The following is a 21958-nucleotide window of genomic DNA, read 5'->3' as shown; positions in this document are numbered from 1 at the left end:
AAGGGGTGCTGGGCTGCTGAAAGAGCAGCGGGGAGGTGAGCGTGGTGAGCAAGACCTTCGCGGGTGCCCGACTGCGCCGGATGCGCGAGGACCGGGCGTTGAGCCAGTCCCGGCTGGCCCGGCTGCTCAACATCTCCCCCAGTTACCTCAACCAGATCGAGCACGACACCCGGCCGCTGACCGTGCCGGTGCTGATGCGCATCACCGAGGTGTTCGGCGTCGACCCGACCGTGTTCGCGCCCCGGGACACCCCCCGGCTGGTCGCCGGGCTGCGCGAGGCGCTGCCCGGCCGGCCGGGCGTCGCCGACCTCACCGAACTCGCCACCCGGCTGCCCGAGGTCGCCGAGGCCGTCCTCGACCTGCACCGCCGCTACCGGCAGGCCGACGAGCAGCTCGCCGAGCTGCTGGGCGACCGGGAGACGGTCGGGCGCAGCCCGCACGACCGGGTGACCGAGTTCTTCTACCGGCGGCAGAACTACGTGCCGGATCTGGACGAGGCGGCGGAGCGGCTGGCCGCCACCATCGACCTGCGTCGTGGCGAGGTCCGGGCCGGGTTGCAGGACCGGCTCGCCCAACGGCACGGCGTGCAGGTCCGCCACGACGACGCCAGCCTGCTCGGCGACGAGCTGCACCGCTACCGGCCGCAGACCCGCACCCTGCACCTGTCGACGTCGCTGCGCGCCGGGCAGGAGGCGATGCGGATGGCCGCGCAGATCGCCCTGCTGGAGTACGCCGACGTGATCGACGAGATCGTGGAGGAGGAACGGTTCGACGACCCGCAGACCCAGATCCTCACCCGGGTCGGCCTGGCCAACTACTTCGCCGCCGCGCTGATCCTGCCGTACGGGCCGTTCCTGGCGGCGGCCGAACAGCACCGCTACGACATCGAGCTGCTCGCCCAGCACTTCACCATGGGCTGGGAGACCATCTGCCACCGGCTCAGCACCCTGCAACGGCCCCGGGCGCGCGGGGTGCCGTTCTCGTTCGTCCGGGTCGACCGGGCCGGCAACCTGTCCAAACGCCAGTCCGCCACCGGCTTCCCGTTCTCGCTCACCGGCGGCACCTGCCCACTGTGGAACGTCTACGAGGCGTTCGGTGCGCCCGGCCGGGTGGTGGTGCAGGTGGCGGCGATGCCCGACGGGCAGCGCTACCTGTGGATCGCCCGCACCATCACCCGGCACCACGGCGGTTACAACCAGCCCGGCAAGGTCTACGCGATCGGGCTCGGCTGCGAGATCCGGCACGCCGACCGGCTGGTCTACTCCCGGGGCATCGACCTGTACGCGGCCGACGCCGTCACGTCGATCGGCCCGGGGTGCAAGACCTGCGAGCGGATGACCTGCCCGCAGCGGGCCGCCGCGCCGATCAGCGGCCGGCTCGATCTCGACGAGAACCGCAGCACCTTCATCCCGTACCCGTTGAAGGGCTGACGGCGGCGGGCGGGCGTCACTGGGTCGGGCTGGGATAGAAGATCACCTTGGCTTCGGCGAGCTTGCCCAGCTCCAACGGACGCCACTGGCGGAACCCCTGCCGGCCGGTCAGCTCCCCGCTGATCCCCACCGCCGGGCAGTACAACCAGTTGCCGTTGCTCAGGTTGGGGAACTCCGCCCACGCCTGCACGTGCACGTCCCCCTGCGGGAACGACAGCGTCTCCGCCAGGTGCACCATCGGCATCCCGTCGGACCCACGGTGCATGACCAGCCGGTACCCGCCGTCGACGGTGCCCACCCGACCCTCGTCCGGGACCACCAGGTCCGCCTTGTACCACCCGCTCTGTCCGAGCTTCGGGTCCTCGAAGTCGATGTCCGCGCCGAACGAGGTGAGGATCTCGTGGAGGTTGTCGTACATGGTCGCCTCTTTCCGTGGTGGGGGGTCAGGCCTTGCGGAAGACGTCCTTGACCAGGATCTTGCCGTCGCGCAGCGTGAACACGTCCACGCCTCGTTCGAGCACCTCGCCGGTCGCGGACTCGCAGCGGAACTCCAGGAACTCCCGGTCCGCCACGACGACGCGCTCGCCGTACACCATCCGGGCGCCGGCGGCGTCGAGTTCGTCGCGCTTACCGATGATCTCGGCCAGGAACCCGGGTATCTCCTTGCGGTGGTAGGTATGGCCCGGTTCGGGGCCGGCGGCGACGATCCACACCCCGTCGGGGGCGAAGCAGTCGGCGGCGGCGTCCAGGTCGTCGGCGTCACAGGCGGCGAAGAACGCCGCCACCGGGCTGGTGTCGGTCATGGGGTCCCCTCTGCTCGGATGGATGGTGGGGTTCAGTCGAAGCGCACCGGCAGCGACTCGATGGCGCGGAACTGGAGGCTGTGCCGCCAGGCGACCTCGTCGTCGGCGACGGCCAGCCGCCAGTGCGGGTGGCGGGCCAGCAGCCGCTGCAACACCACCCGGCCCTCCAGCCGGGCCAGCGGTGCGCCCAGGCAGTGGTGGATGCCGTGCCCGAACGCCAGATGGCCGTCGCGGTCGAGGCGGACCGCGTCGGGATCGGGGAACCGGTCGGCGTCGCGGTTGGCCGCGCACAGCGAGATGAACACGATCTCCCCGGCCGGGATGACCGTGTCGCCGACGGTCACCTCCTGCTCGGTGAACCGGATCGTGCTCAGGTTCAACGGGCTCTCGTAGCGCAGCACCTCCTCCACGAACGCGGGCACCCGCCCCGGGTCGGCGGCCAGCTCCGCACGCAGCTCCGGCCGCCGGTGCAGCAGCAGCACAGCGCTGCTGAGCATCGCCGCGGTCGTCTCGTAGCCGGCGTTCATCATCAGGAACACGGTGGACAGCAACTCGTCGGTGGCCAGCCGGCCGCCCTCGTCGTCGGCGGCGATGAGCGCGCTGATCAGGTCGTCGGCCGGCGCGGTGCGCTTGACCGCGATCAGGTCCCGCACGTAGCCGTAGGCGTCGGCGATCACCTGCTGCTTGTCGGAAAGCGAGGTGCCGACGCTGCCGAGTTCCGCGCTCCACCGGCGGAAGTCGTCGAACGCCTCCTCGGGGATGCCTAGCAGCGAGCCGATCACCGCCATCGGCACGGGCAGCGCGACGTCGGTCACGAAGTCGACCGTCTCCCCCGCGACGATCCGGTCCAACGCGGCGTCGGTGAACCGTTCGATCACCGGGGTCAGGCTCTGCACCCGCCGGGTGGTGAACGCGCCGCCGACGATCCGGCGCAGCCGGGTGTGGTCGGGCGGATCACTGAACAGCATGCTCGGCGGGTTGTCGGTGACGTGCTCGTCCGGGTCGACGGCCTGGGCGCGGATCACCGAGGCGATACGTCCGGCGTCCTTGGACAGCCTCGGGTCGGCCAGCAGCCGGCGCGCGTCGGCGTGCCGGGTGACCAGCCAGGCGTACACGGCGGTGGAGAACGTCTTGAGCCGGAACCGGTCCACCGTGCCGCCGTCACGCAGCCGGGCGAACCCCGGGTACGGGTCCTGCGCGAACTCCTCGGTGAGCATGTCCGCCGGGTGGGGGGTCGAGGTTTCCTGCTGTCCGATGGTCATCGGCTCCGCCCTGTCGGTGAGGGGATCAGTGGGGTGTTCGTCGGTGCCGGCCGCAGGCAGTCGGCCAGCGCGGCGGCCGTGGTCGGGGCGTCGCCGGTGAGGACGCCCAGGTGGTCGCCCGGCACGGTGTGCCACCCGGTGTCGGCCGCCCAGCCCGGTTCCCGCCCGCCGGGCGCCGCCGCGGCCCGCAGGTGGGTGACGGGGACCGCCAGCGGCTGCGGTCGCCAGTCGGCGAACAGCGCCAGGTGCCGTCCCATGGCCAGCAGCTGCCGGTCGGTGACCAGTTCGGTGACGCTCCGGTCGGCGGCCAGCCGGGTGAACAGGGTCGGCATCGTCGCGGCATACCAGGACCCGCCCGGGACGTGCACGTCGACCAGCACCACCCGCTCGGGCGGTGTGCCGAGGTCGTGCAGGGCCGCCGCCACGGCGTGCGCCAGCCAGCCGCCCGAGGAGTAGCCGACCAGCACGTACGGCCGGTCGCCGAGGTGCGCCCGCAGCGCCGCGACCTGGGCGTCGACGACCTCGGCGCGGGTGGTCGGCAGCGCCTCCCCCGGCCGGTAGCCGGGCAGCGGCAGCACCACGGCGGGCCGGTCCAGGCAGGCCAGCAGCCGGGCGTACTGGTAGGGACTGGCCGGGGCGACCATGCTGGGCAGGCAGACCAGCAGCGGGCCGTCGCCCTCGGCGAACACCAGCGGCAGCGCGGGGGCGGCGGCGCCGCCGGCCGACGCCCGGTCCGCCGCGGCGGCGAGCAGGTCCAACCCGGCGGGTACGTCACCACTGGCGCACGCCGCCGCGAACGCCGCCCGCACCGCGCCGTCGCCGGGGTCTTCGTCGGCCCGCCCGGCGAGGGTGCCGGCGAGTTCGTCGGCGGTGACGGCGGTGAGCAGGTCGGCGGTGCCGACGGGCAGCCCGGTGGCCTGGGTCAGCCGGTCGCGCAGTTCCACCGCGCTGAGCGAGGTCAGGCCCAGCTCGGCCAGCGACCGGTGCGGGTCGACGGGGGCCGCGCCGTGGCCGAGCACCGCCGCCACGTGCCGCAGCACCACGTCACGCAGCGCCCCCGGGCCGACCGCCGCAGCCGTCTGCCGGGGTGCCGACGGCACCGCCGGTGTGCGCCCGGTGACGGACCCGAAACGGGCGTCGGGCCAGAACCGGGTCCGCTGGAACGGGTAACCGGGCAGCGCCACCGGTGCGGCACGGGTGCCGGCGAACACCGCCGCCCGGTCCAGGTGCCCCCGGACCAGCAACGCGCCCATCGCCACCGGCACCGACACCGGATCGGGCACGTCGGGACGCAACGTCGGGACCGCCACCGCGTCGGTGGGCGTACGCAGGCAGTCCACCACCGTGCCGGTCAGCGCCGGGGCCGGCCCCACCTCCAGGAAGGTGCGTACCCCGCGCCGCTCCAGCACGCGTACGGCGTCGGCGAACCGCACCGGCCGGCGGGCGTGCGCCAGCCAGTGCCCCGGCCCGGCCAGGTCCTCGACGGTCAGCACCGCCCCGGTCAGGGTGGACACCACCGGCAGCCGGGGCGCGGTGAACCGTACCCCCGCCAGTACCTCGGCGAACCCGGCCAGGGCCGGCTCCATCAGCCGGGAGTGGAAGGCGTGGCTGACGTCGAGCCGCCGGCACCGGTGACCACCGGCCCGCAGCAGCCGGGCCGCCCGCTCCACCCCGTCGACCGTGCCGGAGAGCACCACCGCCCGGGGACCGTTGACGGCGGCCAACTCGACGTCGTCGCCGAGCAGCGGGGTCACCTCCGCCTCGTCGGCCCGTACGGCGAGCATCGCCCCGCCCGCCGGCAGCGCGGCCATCAGCCGGCCCCGGGCCGCGACCACGGTGGCCGCGTCGGCCAGCGACAACGCGCCCGCCACGTGCACGGCGGTCAACTCACCGACGGAGTGCCCGGCGACGGCGGCCGGGGCGAGGCCGTACGCGCCCAGCAGCCGGTACAGGGCGACCTCCACCGCGAAGATCGCCGGCTGCGCGGTGCCCGTGTCGTCGAGTCCGCCGCCGTCGGCGACGGCGTCGGCCAGCGGCCGGTCCAGCAGCGGATCGAGGTGCCCGCAGACCTCGGCGAACGCCTCCGCGTAGGCGGGGAACCGCTCGGCCAGCGCCAGGCCCATCCCGACCCGCTGCGCGCCCTGCCCGGTGAACAGGACCGCGAGGTCACCACCGCAGGTCGTGCCCGCGCCGACCCCGGCATCGGCCAGCTCGGCGAGACCGGCGAGCAGCCCGGCGCGGTCGGTCGCGGTGACGCACGCCCGGTGTCGCAGGGCCGCCCGCCCGGTGGCCAGCGCCAGGCCGAGCCCCGCCGGGGTGAGCGTCGGGTCGGCCCGCACCAGCGTCGCCAACCGGCCGGCCTGCTCCCGCAGGGCCTGCGGGTCGGCGGCGGAGAGCAGGCAGGGCACCGCGGGCAGCGGGGTGACAGCCGGCCCGTCGGCGGCCGGTGCGGGTGGTTCCTCGACGACGACGTGGGCGTTGGTGCCGCTGATCCCGAACGCCGACACCGCCGCCCGGCGCGGGCGCGGCCCACGCGGCCACGGCTGGGCGGCGGTCAGCAGCCGCACCGGGGAGTCGTCCCAGCGCACCGCCGTGGTCGGGGTCGCGGCGTGCAGCGTACGCGGCAACCGCCCGTGCCGCAGCGCCAGCACCAGCTTGACCAGCCCGGCCAGGCCGGCGGCGGCCTGGGTGTGGCCCAGGTTGGACTTCACCGAGCCCAGCCACAGTGGTCGGTCCCGACCCCGGCCGTAGCTGGCCAGCAGCGCCTCGGCCTCGATCGGGTCGCCGAGCCGGGTGCCGGTGCCGTGCGCCTCCACGACGTCGACGTCACCGGGGGTGAGCCCGGCGTCGGCGAGCGCCCGTTCGATCACCCGCCGCTGGGCGGGGCCGTTCGGCGCGGTCAACCCGTTGGACGCCCCGTCGGAGTTGACCGCGCTGCCGAGCAGCACCGCGTGCACGGTACGCCCGTGGGCGAGCGCGTCACCGAGCCGTTCCAGCAGCAGCACCGCCCCACCCTCCCCCCAGCCGACCCCGTCGGCGGCGGCGGAGAACGCCTTGCACCGGCCGTCGGCGGCCAATCCCCGCTGGCGGCTGAACTCGGTGAACCCGACCGGTGTCGACATCACCGTCGCCGCCCCGACCAGGGCCAGGGGCACCTCGCCGCAGCGCAGCGCGCGGACGGCCTGGTGCACGGCCACCAGCGCCGACGAGCAGGCGGTGTCCACGGTCAGCGACGGCCCGGTCAGCCCCAGCACGTACGAGATCCGGCCGGAGGCGACGCTCGCCGCGTTGCCGGTGAGCAGGAAACCCTCGGTGTCACCGGCGGCGTGGGCGAGCAGCAGCGGGTAGTCCTGGCCGTTCGTGCCCACGTACACCCCGGTCTCGGTGGCGCGCAGCCGTTCCGGGTCGATGCGGGCGTCTTCGACCGCCGTCCACGCCAACTCCAGCAGCATCCGCTGCTGCGGGTCCATCGCCGAGGCCTCCCGGGGTGACACCCCGAAGAAGCCGGCGTCGAACCCGGCGACGTCGGGCAGGAACCCGCCGGAGTCGACGTAGCTGCGCCCGGGAGCGGTCGGGTCCGGATCGTGCAGGTCCGACGGCCAGCCCCGGTCGGTGGGGAACGGGACGACCGCGTCGCGGCCCTCGTCGAGCAGTTCCCAGAACCGGTCCGGGGTGTCCGCGCCGCCGGGGAACCGGCAGGACATCCCGACCACGGCGATCGGTTCGGCGGCCGGGGCGGTGGCCCGGTCGAGTTCCCCGCGCAGCCGGTCTACCTCGCGCAGCGCGTTACGCAGGGCCGCCACGTACTGTTCGGTGCCGGCGCTCACTGCTGCCCCACTGTCTGCGCGGCCAGCGCGAGCAGTTCCTCGCCGGAGAGCGCGTCGAGGTCGTCCGGGCTGTCGGTCCGCCCCGCCGGTTCGTCCGGTCGCGGCGGCTCGTCCGGTCGCGGCGGCTCGTCCGGTCGCGGCGGCTCGTCCGGTCGCGGCGGCTCGTCGGCCAGGGCCAACAGCCGGTCCAGCAGGCCGGCGCGGCGCAGCCGGTCCACGGGGAGGGCGCGTAGTGTCGCGCGGATCCGCTCGTCCTCCGGGTCCGTGTCGGTGGCGGCGTCGAGCTGGGTGAGCAGGTACGCGGCGAGTGCCGCCGGGGTGGGATGGTCGAACACCGCACCCACACCGAGCGGCACCCCGGTCGCCGCGCTCAGCCGGTTGCGCAGGTCCACCGACGTCAGCGAGTCGAAGCCGAGGTCGTGGAAGGCGCCCGTCACCGGCAGCAGCGTGCCCGGCTGGTGGCCCAGCACGGTGGCGGCGGTGGCCCGGACCAGGTCGGTGACCGCCTGCCGACGGCCCGACGCGTCCAGGCCGGTCAGGTCCAGCACGGGCGGGGAGGTGGGTTCCCCCGCCGGCAGCAGGGTCCGCAGCAGGGCCGGGGCGGTGGTCGGGTCGAGGGTCGCGGTGCGCAGGGCCGCCGCGACGACCACCGGTTCGGTGCTGGTCAGCGCCGCGTCGAAGAGGGCCAGCCCGGTGGCCACCGGCAGCGGGTCGAGGCCGGCGGCGGCGAGCCGGGCCCGGTCGGCGACGCCCAGGTCCCCGGTCATGCCCGCACCGGACCACGGCCCCCAGGCGATCGAGGTGGCCGGCAGCCCGGCCGCCCGGCGACGCTCGGCGAGGGCGTCCAGCGCGCTGTTCGCGGCGGCGTACGCGGCCTGACCGGCCGCCCCGAACAGGCCGGCGACCGACGAGAACAGCACGAAGAAGGCCAGGTCGGTGTCGCGGGTGAGCCGGTCGACGACCCGCGCGCCGGTCACCTTGGCCCGCCAGGCCAGCTCGAGCTGGTCGGGGGTGAGCCCGGACAGGACCCCGTCGGCGAGCGCGCCCGCCGCGTGCACCACCCCGCGCAGGGTGCGCCCGTGCAGCGCGGCAGCCACCGCGTCCGGGTCGGTGACGTCGCCGCTGACCGAAGTGGCGGTGACGCCGAGCGCGGCCAGTTCGGCGGCCAGGTCCGGTGCCCCACGGCGGCCGAGCAACACCAGGTCGCGGACGCCGTACGCGGTGACCAGGTGGCGGGCGACGGCGCTGCCGAGGGCACCCGCCGCCCCGGTCACCAGGACCGTGCCGTCGACCGGCGGGCGGGGTCCGGTGGCGGCGGCGGTCAACTCCGGGACGCTGGCGACGCCGGCACGCAGCCGGACCTCGTCGTGGCCGGCGGCGGCTGCGGCCGGCAGTGCCGCCAGCGACGCCGGGCTGCCGTCGTGGTCGACGAGGGCCACCCGGCCCGGATGCTCGGTCCGGGCGGCACGTAGCAGACCGGCCACCCCGTCGGCCGCCGGCAGGGTGCCGTCGAAACCGACGACGAGCCGACCACCGGTGGGTTCGGCGAGCCGCCGTTGGAGGACCGCGAGCACCTCGGCGGTGCCGCTGCCGGCGCAGTCGAGCACCGGCGCCTCCCCGGCGGGCAGGTCCGTCGGCGTCCACCGCACCGCGTACAGCGGCGGCGTCGCCGGACCGGCGGCCAGCCAGTACCGCTGGTGTTGGAACGGGTACGTGGGCAGGTCGACGACCTGCCCGCCACCGTAGTACGCCCGCCAGTCCACCTCATGACCCCGCACCCACACCTGCGCCAACCCCGTCACCGCGCTGACCGCCTCGTCGACCCCGGGCCGCAGCATCGGGACACCGTCGGCCAGCAGCGACGACAGACCACCATCCGGGCTCAACTCCCACCACGACCGGGGACCCGCCGCCTGAACCGCGTCGTGGAACCGCACCGGCTCACGCACCTGCCGCACCCAGTAATCCGGCTCCCCCAGACCACCGACCTGACCCGTCACCGTCGACACCACCGGGATCTGTGCAGGGTGGAACGACAGACCCTCGACCACCGTGCGGAACTCATCCAACATCGGCTCCATCAACGGCGAGTGAAACGCATGACTCACCGACAACCGCCGCTGCCGCACCCCCAACGCGGTCACCACCGCCTCCGCTGCTTCCAAGGTCTGCTGCTCCGGGCCGGTGATCACCACCGCCGACGGACCATTCACCGCCGCCACCACCACACCACCCGACAGGAACGGCTCCACCGCCTCCACCGAGGCACGCAGCGACACCATCGCCCCACCCGCCGGCAGCCCCGCCATCAAACGAGCCCGCGCCGACACCAACGTTGCGGCATCCTCAAGGGACAACACCCCCGACACCTGCGCCGCCGCGATCTCCCCAATCGAATGACCCACCAGAACCGCAGGCCGCACACCCCACGACTCCACCAGCCGGAACAGCGCCACCTCCACCGCGAACAACGCCCGCTGCGCCACACCCGTGTCGTCCAAACCCACCCCGGAGGTCACCGCCTCCCGCACCTCCCCACCCAACAGGTCGCACACCTCGTCGAAAACCGACGCGAACACCGGAAACACCCGGTACAGACCCGCACCCATCCCCACCCGCTGACCACCCTGACCCCCGAACACCAGACCCAACCCGACAGGAACACCACCGGACGACACCGCGACTGAAGACGCGGCACCACCTGACGACGCCGCAACCGGGTCCACTGTGGAAGCGGCAACCGCACCGGACACCGACACCCGGAACTCCGGGGTCAGCGACGCCGAATCCGCGACCACCACACCGTCGAGCAGCACCGCACGCTCCGCGAACACCGACCGCGTCGACACCAACGACCACCCCACATCCGCAGCAGACGGCCCCTCCGACCCCGCCGCCAACGACCGCAACCGCCCCACCAACTCCCCCACCCCCGCAACCGACCGCGCCGACACCGGCCACGGCGTCACCACCACCCGCGACCCCACCACCGACACATCCGACCCCGCCGGACCGCCCACCTCCACCGGCGGTGCTTCCTCCACGATCACGTGCGCGTTCGTGCCACTGATCCCGAACGACGACACCCCCGCCCGCCGACGACCCCCCTCAGCCACCGTCCACTCCCGGGGCTCCCGCACCACCTCCACCGAGCCTGACGACCAGTTCACGAACCCCGACGGCTCGGCCACGTGCAACGACCCCGGCACCACCCCCGCCCGCATCGCCGACACCATCTTGATCACCCCGGCGACACCCGCCGCCGCCTGCGCATGACCGATGTTCGACTTCACCGACCCCAACCACAACGGCACCGACCGACCCCGCCCGTACGTCGCCAACAGGGCTTCCGCCTCGATCGGATCACCCAACCGGGTACCCGTCCCATGACCCTCCACCACCTGCACGTCGTTGACCGACAGGCCCGCCACCGCCAGCGCCCGACGAATCACCCGCTCCTGCGACGGACCACTCGGCGCGGTCAGGCCGTTCGATGCACCATCCGAATTCACCGCACTGCCCCGCACCACCGCCAACACCCGGTGACCGTGGCGGCGGGCGTCGGAGAGGCGTTCCAGCAGCAGCAGGCCCACGCCCTCACCCCAGCCGACGCCGTCGGCAGTGTCGGCGAACGCCTTGCACCGGCCGTCCGGTGCCAGGCCACGCTGCCGGGCGAACTCCACCAGCAGGTCGGCGGTGGGCATCACCGTCACGCCCCCGGCGAGCGCCAGCGAGCACTCCCCGGCACGCAGCGCCGACGCCGCCAGGTGCAGGGCGACAAGCGACGACGAGCAGGCGGTGTCGAGGGTGACCGCGGGCCCGGTGAAGCCGAACTGGTAGGCGATCCGGCCGGAGACGATACTGCCGGCGCTGCCGCTGATCAGGAGCCCTTCGAGTTCGTCGGGCACGTCCTGACCGCCGAAGGCGTAGTTCTGGTACATGGTGCCGACGAACACGCCGGTGGGGCTGCCGGCGAGCGAACCCGGGTCGATGCGGGCGTGTTCGATCGCCTCCCACGAGGTTTCCAGCAGCAGCCGCTGCTGCGGGTCCATCGCCAACGCCTCCCGGGGGGAGATGCCGAAGAAGTCGGCGTCGAAGCCGGCGACGTCCGCGAGGAAGGCACCACCGGTGGCGTACGTGGTGCCGGGGTGGTCCGGGTCGGGGTGGTAAAGCCCGGCGAGATCCCAGCCCCGGTCGGTCGGGAACCCACCGACCGCGTCGACCCCCTCGGCGACCACCCGCCACAGGTCGTCCGGGCCGCGTACCCCGCCGGGCAGCCGGCAGGCCATTCCGACGATCGCCACCGGCTCGCTGATCCGGCTCTCCAACTGGGCGACGCGGGCCCGTGACCGGCGCAGGTCGGTGGTGGCCTTGCGCAGGTACTCCACGAGCTTGGCGCTGTCCTCGGCCATCACAGCTCCGTTCCCTGGTCGATGATGTCGTAGAGGCGGTCCACCGGGATCGTGTCCAGGTCGTCGGTGTCCGGGTCGCCGTAGTCGGCGGGTGGACGCAGTTCGATCAGGAGGCGTTCCAGCCGGTCGACCACCTCGTCGCCGCCCGCGTCCCCGGTGCGCAGCGCGGCCTCCAGCCGGTCGAGGGCGGCCATCGCCGAACCGTCCTCCCGCTCCTGGTCCGGCCAGCGCAGCCCGCAGACGAAGTCGGTGAGCGCGGCGGGGGTGGGATGGTCGAACACCACCCCGGCCGGCAGCGGCACACCGGCCGCGGTGCTGACCGCGTTGCGGAGCTGGGTGGCGGCCAGCGAGTCCACCCCCAGGTCGGCGAAGCGGCGGCCCGGGTCGACCTCGGTCGGGTCGGCGTGGCCGAGCACTTTCGCCGCCTGGGCGGTGACGAGGTCCAGCACCGCCTGGCGGCGGTCGGCCGGAGCGAGCGCGGCGAGCCGGTCGGCGGCCGGTCGCTGCTCCCCCGGCGTACGACGGGGGGTGCGGACCAGGGCGCGGAGCACGGGCGGCGGCATGTCGATCGCCCGCAGCGCGGCCGGGTCGAGCCGGACCGGCGCCTGCACGGCCCGGTCGTGGGCCAGCGCCAGGTCGAACAGCGCCATGCCCTCGGCCTCGGTCATCGGCACCACACCGGTCCGAGCGACGCGTTCCCGGTCGTGCGCGTCCAGAGTGCCGATCATGCCGCTGTCCTGCGCCCACAGTCCCCAGGCCAGCGACACGGCGGGCAGGCCGAGGTGGCGGCGCAGCCGGGCCAGCGCGTCCAGCCCGGAGTTGCCCGCCGCGTAGTTGGCCTGGGCGGGCGGGCCGAGCAGCCCGGAGATCGACGAATACAGCACGAACGCGTCGAGGTCGAGATCCCGGGTCAGCTCGTGCAGGTGCCAGGCGGCGTCGACCTTCGGGGCCAGCACCCCGTCCAGCCGTTCCGGGGTCAGCGCGGGCAGCACACCGTCGTCGAGCACCCCGGCGGTGTGGATCACGGCGCGTAGCGGGTGGGCCGGGTCGGTCCCGGCGAGGAGTTCCGCGAGGGCGTCCCGGTCCGTCACGTCGCAGGCGGCCACGGTGACGTCCTGTGCGCCCAGGTCGAGCAGTTCCGCGCGGAGTTCCGCCGCGCCCGCGGCCGCCGGCCCGCGCCGACTGACCAGCAGCAGGCGGCGTACGCCATGGGTGGTGACCAGGTGCCGGGCGGCGAGCGCCCCCAGCCCACCGGTGCCGCCGGTGACGAGCACCGGTCCGGCCCACCGGCGGGACGTCGGGGTGGCACCCCGGCTGCGGACGAGCGTCGGGGTGGTCACCACACCGCCGGTCGCGGTGAGTTCGGTGGTGCCGGCTAGCAGGGCGTCCGGGAACGCCCGCGCCGAGCGGCGGTCCCCGTCGAGGGTGACCAGGCCGAACCGGTCCGGGTACTCGCTGATCGCCGAGCGGACCAGCCCCCAGGCGGTGGCGAGCACGACGTCCCGGTCCACCCCGGAGGCGACGAACACCAGGCGGCACGGGGCGAGTGCCCCGTCGCGGAGCCAGTGCTGGGACAGCTTCAGCACCCGTTGCGCCACCGTGTGCGCGTCCGCCGCCGGGTCCCCGGTGTCCGGGTAGGTCAGCGGGTGGAGCAGCACGTCCGGCCGGCCGGCCGCCGAGTCGAGCAGTTCGGCGAGGGTACGGTGCCGGCGCAGGCCGTCCAGCCCGTCGAGCAGCCCGAGTTCGTCGTCACCGAGCACCGCCCAGTCACCCGGCACACCGCCCGTCTCCCGCGTCGGGACGCGCCGGTCCTCCAGGTGGAACAGGGCGTCGCCGACGGACGGGCCGGCGTCGCCGCCGAGTTCGAGTTCGGCTTCCGTGGTGACGGTGCCGTCGTGGTCGACCAGGGCGATCCGGACGTGTCCGGTGTCGTGGTGCGCGATCTCGACGTCCACGGCAGGGTCGGCCCGGTGCACGGTCAGGTTCGTCCAGCGGACGGGCCGGGCGGGGGCGAGGTCGTCGAGTGCGGAGCGGAGCACGGCGGTGGGCAGTGCGCCGCCGTCGCCGGGTTCGGCGGAGAGCTGCCCGGTCGCGTGTTCGACCCAGGTGCCGTTGGGGCGGGAGGCGATGGTGAAGCCGACGCCGTCCACGGTGACCCGCAGTGGGCCGGGGTGCTCGGGCGGCACCTCGGGGACGAGTTCGGCGACGCCGGTGACGCCCGCGTGACGGGCCGCCGCCAGCGCCGCCTCCGCCAGGACGACGTGCGGCCCGGCCTCGGCCAGCGCCGACGCGGTCAGTACGCCGGCGAGGACGAACGAGTCGTCGGACAGCTCCACGGCCGCGCCCAGCAGCGGGTGTTCCACCGGGTCGAGGCCGACGCCCGCCACGTCCGTACGGGATGCCGGCGTCAGCCAGTACCGTTGGCGTTGGAACGGGTACGTCGGCAGGTCGACGACCTTCCCCCCGCCGTAGTACGCCCGCCAGTCCACGTCGTGGCCGCGTACCCACACCTGCGCCAACCCCGTCACCGCCGACACCGCCTCGTCGGCTCCCGGCCGGAGCATCGGGATACCGTCGGCCAGCAGGGACGACAGGCCACCATCCGGGCTGAGTTCCCACCAAGAGCGGGGACCAGCCGCCTCGATCGCCTCGTGGAACCGCACCGGCTCACGCACCTGCCGCACCCAGTAATCCGGCTCCCCCAGATCCTCGACCGTTCCGGTGACGGTCGACACCACCGGAATCCGCGCCGGCCGGAAGGACAACCCCTCCACCACCGTGCGGAACTCGTCGAGCATCGGTTCCATCAACGGCGAGTGGAACGCGTGACTCACCGACAACCGCCGCTGCCGCACCCCCAACGCGGTCGCTACCGTCTCCGCCACGTGCAGGGTCTCCCGCTCCGGACCGGCGATCACCACCGCCGACGGACCATTCACCGCCGCAACAACCACGCCACCAGACAGATACGGCTCCACCGCCCCCACCGAGGCCCGCAACGACACCATCGCTCCCCCGGCGGGTAGCGCCGCCATCAGACGAGCCCGCGCCGACACCAACACCACCGCGTCCGACAGGGACAACACCCCCGACACATGCGCGGCGGCGATCTCCCCGATCGAATGACCCACCAGAACCGCAGGGCGTACACCCCACGACTCGACCAGCCGGAACAGCGCCACCTCCACCGCGAACAACGCCCGCTGCGCAACCCCCGTCCCATCCAGACCCACACCAGAGCCGATCGCCTCATGGACATCCGGCCCCAACAGGCCACACACCTCGTCGAACACCGACGCGAACACCGGAAACGCCCGATACAGACCCGAGCCCATCCCCACCCGCTGACCACCCTGACCCCCGAACACCAGACCCAACCCACCCGACGCCAACGCCCGCACCCCAGATGCAAGCGACGCCCCATCCGCGACCACCACACCGTCGAGCAGCACCGCCCGCTCGTCGAACACCGACCGCGTCGACGCCAACGACCACCCCACATCCACCCCCGACACCCCGCCAACGACTGTCGACTCCGGCGGATCACCGTCGACCCCGTCAACGGCGGTCGGCATCGACGGACCGCCGTCCGCCCCCGTCCCGGGTCCCGAACCGACCGTCAACGCGCCGAGCTGCCCGACCAACTCCCGCACCCCGGCGGCGGTCCGCGCCGACACCGGCCACGGCGTCACCCCCACCGGGATCGGTGACCCCGTCACCACCGCGTCCGCCTCCACCGGCGGTGGCTCCTCCACGATCACGTGCGCGTTCGTCCCACTGATTCCGAACGACGACACCCCCGCCCGCCGACGACCACCGTCAGCCACCGTCCACTGCCGGGACTCCCGCAGCACCTCCACCGCACCCGACGACCAGTCCACGAACCCCGACGGCTCGGCCACGTGCAGCGACCCCGGCACCGTCGCGTGCCGCATCGCCAGCACCATCTTGATCACCCCGGCGGCACCCGCCGCGTGCTGCGTGTGGCCGAGGTTCGACTTCACCGACCCCAACCACAACGGCTCCGACCGACCCTGCCCGTACGTCGCCAACAACGCCTCCGCCTCGATCGGGTCACCCAACCGGGTGCCGGTGCCGTGGCCCTCCACCACCTGCACGTCGGACACCGACAGGCCCGCCACCGCCAGCGCCTGGCGGATCACCCGTTCCTGGGACGGGCCACTCGGCGCGGTCAGGCCGTTCGACGCGCCGTCGGAGTTCACCGCGCTGCCCCGCACCACCGCGAGCACGGGGTGGCCGTGGCGGCGGGCGTCGGAGAGGCGTTCCACCAGCAGCATCCCGGCGCCCTCGGCCCATCCCGTGCCGTCCGCGTCGGCCGAGAACGCCTTGCACCGGCCGTCCGGCGACAGCCCGCCCTGCCGGCTGAACTCGACGAACAGGGTCGGGGTGGACATCAGCAGCGCACCACCGGCGAGGGCGAGATCGCACTCCCCGGCGCGCAGGGCGTTCGCCGCCAGGTGCAGGGCCACCAGCGACGACGAGCACGCCGTGTCCAGGGTGAGGACCGGGCCGACCAGGCCGAGGTGGTACGCGAGCCGGCCGGACGCGACGCTGTTGGCGCTGCCGGTGAGCAGTTGCCCCTCGAACTCGGGCACGGTGGCGAGCAGCGAGCCGTGGTCCTGGCTGCTGACCCCGACGAAGACACCGGTCCGCGAGCCCCGGGCGGCGAGCGGGGGGATCCCGGCCCGCTCGAACGCCTCCCACGAGGTTTCCAGCAGCAGCCGCTGCTGCGGGTCCATCGCCAACGCCTCCCGGGGTGAGATGCCGAACAGGGCCGGGTCGAAGTCGGCGATCCCGTCGACGAAGCCACCCTGGGTGGCGTACGTGGTGCCGGGGTGGTCCGGGTCGGGGTGGTAGAGGTGGTCCAGGTCCCAGCCCCGGTCGGTCGGGAAGTCACCGATCGCGTCGGTGCCCTCGGCGACCACCCGCCACAGGTCCTCGGGGCTGCGTACCCCGCCGGGCAGCCGGCAGGCCATCCCGACGATGACGACGGGGTCGTCGTGGGTACGGATCGGGGTGGCGACCGGGGCGGGAGCGGGGGCACCGGCGATCTTCGTGGTCAGCCAGGTGGCGACCGCCGACGGGGTGGGATGGTCGAACACCAACCCGGCGGGCAGGCGCAGCCCGGTCGCCGTCGCCAGCGCGTTGCGCAGTTCCACGGCGGTCAACGAGTCGAAGCCCAGCTCGGTGAAGGGCCGGTCGGCGGGGACCGCGTCGACGCCGGAGTGACCGAGGACGCCCGCGACGCGTTCCCGTACCACCTGGAGCAGGGTGGCGGTGAGTTCCGCGCCGTGCTGCCCGGCGAAGACCGCGGTGGGGTCGGCCGCCGCCACGGCCCGCCGGGCCGGGCGACGGACCAGCCCCCGCAGCACCGCCGGCGGCTCACCGGTGATCCTCGGCAGGTCCATCCGCATCGGTACGAGGTGCGGGTGGCCGGTCGCGGCGGCCAGGTTGACCGCCGTGTCGAACAGGGCCATCCCCTCCGCCCGGTCCAGCGGGGTCATGCCGGCCCGGGTGATCCGGTCCCGGTCGGCGGTGGTGAGGGCGGCGGTGATGCCGCCGTCCTGTTGCCACAGTCCCCAGCCGAGCGACAGCGCGGGCAGCCCCCGGGCCCGGCGGTGGGCGGCGAGCGCGTCGAGGAACGCGTTGGCGGCGGCGTAGTTGGCCTGCCCGGGGCCGCCGAACACGGCGGCCGACGAGGAGTAGAGGACGAACGCGTCCAGGTTCCGGTCCGCGGTCAGCTCGTGCAGGTGGGAGGCGGCGTCCACCTTGGGGCGGAGCACCCGGGCGAGCTGCTCGTCGGTGAGTGCGCCGACGACCGCGTCGTCGAGCACCCCGGCGGTGTGCACCACCGAACGGACGGGATGGCTGTCGAGCAGCCGGGCCAGGTCGTCCCGGTCGGCCACGTCGATGGCGGCGACGCTGACGGTGACACCGAGGCCGGTCAGCTCGGCCACCAGTTCGCCCGTGCCCGGTGCTCCGACGCCCCGGCGGCTGGCCAGCACGAGTTCGCGTACGCCATGGGTGGTCACCAGGTGGCGGGCGACCAGCGCGCCCAGCCCGCCGGTGCCGCCGGTGACCAGCACCGGGCCGGGGAGGCGCACGGGTCGGGCCGTCGGGGTGGCGACCCGGGCCAGCCGGGCGGCGGTCCAGGTGCCGGCCCGGACGCTCACCTCCGGTTCGTCACCGGCGGCGAGCCCGGCCGCGACGGTGGGGACGGTGGCCGGGTCGTCGGTGTCGACCAGGACGAGCCGTCCGGGGTTCTCGGTCTGGGTGCTGCGCAGCAGCCCCCAGGCGGCGGCCAGGGCGGGATCGTCGGCGACGCGTTCACCGGCCACGACCACCCGGGTGTCGGCGTACGCGTCGGTCAGCAGGGTACGGACCAGGGCGAGGGCGGCGGCGACGGCGGCGTGGGTACGGCCGGCGAGGTCGGGGTGGCCGGGGTCGACGGTCAGGTGGTGGCAGGCCACCGGGGCGGGGCCCGCGTCGAAGGCCGGAGCGGGGGCGGCGACGGGCGGGGCCGCCACCGGCACGGCCACCCGCTCGTAGAGGTGTTCCTGGTGGGGCCGCCCGGCGGACCGCAGCGCCTCGGCGGAGACGGGGCGGGACAGCAGCCCTCCGACGGTGACCACCGGCGCACCGGACTCGTCGTAGCCGGTCAGGGTGAGGCTGCCGGTCGACTGTTCCCGCAGCCGTACCCGCAGGGTGGTCGCGCCGCCACGGTGCACCTGCACGTCACTCCAGGAGAACGGCAGGCCACCGGGGCGGGTGTCGTCGAGTACGCCACGCAGCAGCGGGTGCAGGCAGGCGTCGAGCAGGGCGGGGTGCAGCACGAACGCGTCGGCGTCGGCGTGCCGGTCGGCGGGCAGGCCCACCTCGGCGAGGATCTCGTCGCCGAGGTGCCACAGCCGGCGCAGGCCACGGAACGCCGGGCCGTACCGGTGGCCGTCCTCGGCCAGGCGGGGGTAGGCGTGTGTGACGTCGACCTCGCGGCTGCCGGGTGGCGGCCAGGTCTCCTGCCCGGTGGGGGTGGTGGGGGGCGCGGCGGTCAACAGCCCCTCCGCGTGGGTGGTCCAGGCGGGGTCCTCGCCGCCGGTGGTGTGCGGGCGTGAGTGGACGGTCACCGGTCGTCTGCCGTCGGGGTCGGGCGCGCTGACGGCCACCTGGATCTCCACCGGTTCATCGGTGAGCACCAGCGGCTCGGCGATGGTCAGCTCGTCGACGACGCTGACGCCGAGGTGGTCGCCCGCGCGCAGGACGAGGTCCACGAAGGCCGTCCCGGGCAGGAGCACGGTGTCGAGCAGCGCATGGTCGGCCAACCACGGATGGGTACGCAGGGACACCCGTCCGGTGAGCAGCACGCCGTCACCGGCGGCCAGTTCGACAGTCGCGCCGAGCAGCGGGTGCCCGGCGGAGCGTAGGCCGGCGCTGGTCACGTCGCCCCGCCCGGCCCCGGCGTCGAGCCAGTACCGCTGGTGTTGGAACGGGTACGTCGGCAGGTCGACGACCTTCCCCCCGCCGTAGTACGCCCGCCAGTCCACGTCGTGGCCGCGTACCCACACCTGCGCCAACCCCGTCACCGCCGACACCGCCTCGTCGGCTCCCGGCCGGAGCATCGGGATACCGTCGGCCAGCAGGGACGACAGACCACCATCCGGGCTGAGTTCCCACCAAGAGCGGGGACCAGCCGCCTCGATCGCCTCGTGGAACCGCACCGGCTCACGCACCTGCCGCACCCAATACCCCGGATCCGCAAGATCCTCGACCGTTCCGGTGACGGTCGACACCACCGGAATCCGCGCCGGCCGGAAGGACAACCCCTCCACCACCGTGCGGAACTCGTCGAGCATCGGCTCCATCAACGGCGAATGGAACGCATGACTCACCGACAACCGCCGCTGCCGCACCCCCAACGCGGTCGCCACCGCATCTGCCGCTCGCAAGGTCTGCTGTTCCGGGCCGGCGATCACCACCGCCGACGGACCATTCACCGCCGCAACAACCACGTCGTCGGACAGAAACGGTTGCACCGCATCAGCGGAGGCCCGCAGCGACACCATCGCCCCACCCACCGGCAGCCCCGCCATCAAACGGGCCCGCGCCGACACCAACGTTGCGGCATCCGCAAGGGACAACACCCCCGACACATGCGCCGCCGCGATCTCCCCAATCGAATGACCCACCAAAACCGCAGGCCGCACACCCCACGACTCCACCAGCCGGAACAGCGCCACCTCCACCGCGAACAACGCCCGCTGCGCCACACCCGTGTCGTCCAAACCCACCCCGGAGGTCACCGCCTCCCGCACCTCCCCACCCAACAGCGCGCACACCTCGTCGAACACCGACGCGAACACCGGAAACGCCCCACACAACCCCACACCCATCCCCACCCGCTGACCACCCTGACCCCCGAACACCAGACCCAGGCCGGAGGCCACCACCCGGGAGTCGACGTCCGTCCCGGCCGGGGACGACGGTTCGGCGTCGCCTGCCGGTGGGACCGCCGCCGACCAGCGGAGTTCCGGGGGCACCGAGGCCGAGTCCGCGACGACGTCGCCGTCGAGCAGCACGGCGCGGTCGTCGAACACCGTCCGGGTCGACGCCAGGGACCAACCCACGTCGGCCGCCGGCACCGTCGGGTCGGCGGCGGCGCTCCACGGGCGGAGCCGCTCGACCAGGTCCCGTACCCCGGCGGTCGTCCGCGCCGACACCGGCCACGGCGTCACCGGTACGGCGTCGGACTCGCCTGTGGCCCCGGCCGACGGGCCCGCTTCGGCGGGTGACCCGTCGGGCGACGGGTCCGTCACGGCGGGCGGTTCCTCCAGGATGACGTGCGCGTTGGTGCCACTGATCCCGAACGACGACACCCCCGCCCGCCGCCGGCCCTCCGCCGTCCACGGCCTCGACCCGGTCACCACCTGCACCGCACCCGACGACCAGTCCACGAACCCCGACGGCTCGGCCACGTGCAACGACCCCGGCACCACCCCCGCCCGCATCGCCGACACCATCTTGATCACCCCGGCGACACCCGCCGCCGCCTGCGCATGACCGATGTTCGACTTCACCGACCCCAACCACAACGGCACCGACCGACCCCGCCCGTACGTCGCCAACAACGCCTGCGCCTCGATCGGGTCACCCAACCGGGTGCCGGTGCCGTGACCCTCCACCACCTGCACGTCCGTCGGGGTCAGGCCGGCGGATTCGAGGGCCTGCCGGATGACGGCGCGTTGGGCGGGGCCGTTGGGTGCGGTGAGCCCGTTCGACGGACCGTCCTGGTTGATCGCGGAACCCCGGACGACGGCGAGCACCGGGTGGCCGTGACGGCGGGCGTCGGAGAGCTTCTCCAACAGCAGCATGCCGGCGCCCTCGGCCCAGCCGACCCCGTCGGCGGCGGCCGAGTACGACTTGGCCCGGCCGTCCGGGGCCAGCCCCCGCTGCCGGCTGAACTCGACGAACGTGCCGGGGCTCGCCATCACGGTGACGCCACCGGCGAGGGCCAGCGTGCACTCCCCGGCGCGCAGCGACCGGGCGGCGAGGTGCAGGGCGACCAGGGACGACGAGCAGGCGGTGTCGACGGTGACGGCGGGACCGGTCAGGCCGAAGGTGTAGGCGATCCGGCCGGAGGCGACACTGCCGGCGCTGCCGGTCAGCAGGTAGCCCTCGAACTCCTCGGGGACGTCGCGGACCCGCAGGCCGTAGTCGCCGTACATGATGCCGGTGAACACCCCGACCGGGGTACGCCGCACCGAGGCGGGGAGGATGCCGGCCCGTTCGAACGCCTCCCAGGTGATCTCCAGCAGGAGCCGCTGCTGCGGGTCGACGCCGAGCGCCTCCCGGGGGCTCATCCCGAAGAAGGCGGGGTCGAAGTCGGCGGCGTCGTGCAGGAAGCCACCCTCGTGGGCGTAGCTGTGGCCGGCCCGTTCCGGGTCGGGATCGTAGAGGTCCGCCGGCCAGCCCCGGTCGGTGGGGAAGTCGGAGATGGCGTCCCGGCCCTCGGCGACCAGGTCCCACAGGTCCTCCGGGGAGCCGACCCCACCCGGGTAGCGGCAGGCCATCCCGACGATGGCGATGGGTTCCCGGTCCCGTTCGGTCAGCTCGGTCAGCCGCTGCCGGGCCTTGTACAGGTCGGCGCTGACCTTCTTGAAGTATCCGAGCAGCTTCTCGTCGGCCATGTCGGTCTCTTCCGCCCTTGGT

The 21958-nt window shown here is 74.1% G+C and carries 7 protein-coding genes; 1 reads left to right on the top strand and 6 read right to left on the bottom strand.

The features are described 5' to 3' along the window. Positions 1-44: 44 nt before the first annotated feature. A complete protein-coding gene (locus AB0C22_RS07410; protein ID WP_308290816.1) occupies positions 45-1430 on the top strand; it encodes a short-chain fatty acyl-CoA regulator family protein in 1386 nt (461 codons plus the stop codon). A 16-nt stretch (positions 1431-1446) separates the two neighbouring features. Here AB0C22_RS07410 and AB0C22_RS07405 read toward each other — a convergent pair whose 3' ends face one another. The 6 genes from AB0C22_RS07405 to AB0C22_RS07380 are packed head-to-tail and all read right to left on the bottom strand — an operon-like array spanning position 1447 to position 21936. Further along, positions 1447-1848: a hypothetical protein gene (locus AB0C22_RS07405; protein ID WP_357534060.1), complete on the bottom strand. Its 402-nt coding sequence runs from the start codon at positions 1846-1848 to the stop codon at positions 1447-1449. A 25-nt stretch (positions 1849-1873) separates the two neighbouring features. Continuing rightward, complete coding sequence (locus AB0C22_RS07400; RefSeq protein ID WP_219463246.1) at positions 1874-2233, bottom strand: nuclear transport factor 2 family protein; 360 nt, start codon at positions 2231-2233, stop codon at positions 1874-1876. A 32-nt stretch (positions 2234-2265) separates the two neighbouring features. Next, complete coding sequence (locus AB0C22_RS07395) at positions 2266-3495, bottom strand: cytochrome P450 (protein WP_219463249.1); 1230 nt, start codon at positions 3493-3495, stop codon at positions 2266-2268. Continuing rightward, positions 3492-7322 (bottom strand): beta-ketoacyl synthase N-terminal-like domain-containing protein, encoded by a 3831-nt coding sequence (locus tag AB0C22_RS07390; protein ID WP_357534057.1) that lies wholly within the window; start codon positions 7320-7322, stop codon positions 3492-3494. Before AB0C22_RS07390 ends, AB0C22_RS07395 begins: the two co-directional genes overlap by 4 nt. Continuing rightward, entirely contained in the window at positions 7319-11734 is a 4416-nt protein-coding gene (locus tag AB0C22_RS07385; RefSeq protein ID WP_357534055.1) for a type I polyketide synthase, read from the bottom strand. The genes AB0C22_RS07390 and AB0C22_RS07385 overlap by 4 nt, the downstream gene beginning before the upstream one ends. Then, positions 11734-21936 carry a type I polyketide synthase gene (locus AB0C22_RS07380; RefSeq protein WP_357534053.1) on the bottom strand — a complete coding sequence of 3401 codons (10203 nt, stop codon included), beginning with the start codon at positions 21934-21936 and terminating at the stop codon, positions 11734-11736. The genes AB0C22_RS07385 and AB0C22_RS07380 overlap by 1 nt, the downstream gene beginning before the upstream one ends. Positions 21937-21958: the final 22 nt, after the last annotated feature.

This window comes from Micromonospora sp. NPDC048894, assembly GCF_040649765.1.
GTDB classification, from domain to species: domain Bacteria; phylum Actinomycetota; class Actinomycetes; order Mycobacteriales; family Micromonosporaceae; genus Micromonospora; species Micromonospora antibiotica.
The sequence above is the reverse complement of the archived record's forward strand: the minus strand, read 5'-3'. Positions and strand labels throughout refer to the sequence as shown.

What these genes read in the sequence shown, in the direction of transcription:
- AB0C22_RS07400 (WP_219463246.1), bottom strand. Translation starts at nt 2,233, where the DNA reads ATGACCGACACCAGCCCGGTGGCGGCGTTCTTCGCCGCCTGTGACGCC.
- AB0C22_RS07385 (WP_357534055.1), bottom strand. Translation starts at nt 11,734, where the DNA reads ATGGCCGAGGACAGCGCCAAGCTCGTGGAGTACCTGCGCAAGGCCACC.
- AB0C22_RS07380 (WP_357534053.1), bottom strand. Translation starts at nt 21,936, where the DNA reads ATGGCCGACGAGAAGCTGCTCGGATACTTCAAGAAGGTCAGCGCCGAC.
- AB0C22_RS07395 (WP_219463249.1), bottom strand. Translation starts at nt 3,495, where the DNA reads ATGACCATCGGACAGCAGGAAACCTCGACCCCCCACCCGGCGGACATG.
- AB0C22_RS07405 (WP_357534060.1), bottom strand. Translation starts at nt 1,848, where the DNA reads ATGTACGACAACCTCCACGAGATCCTCACCTCGTTCGGCGCGGACATC.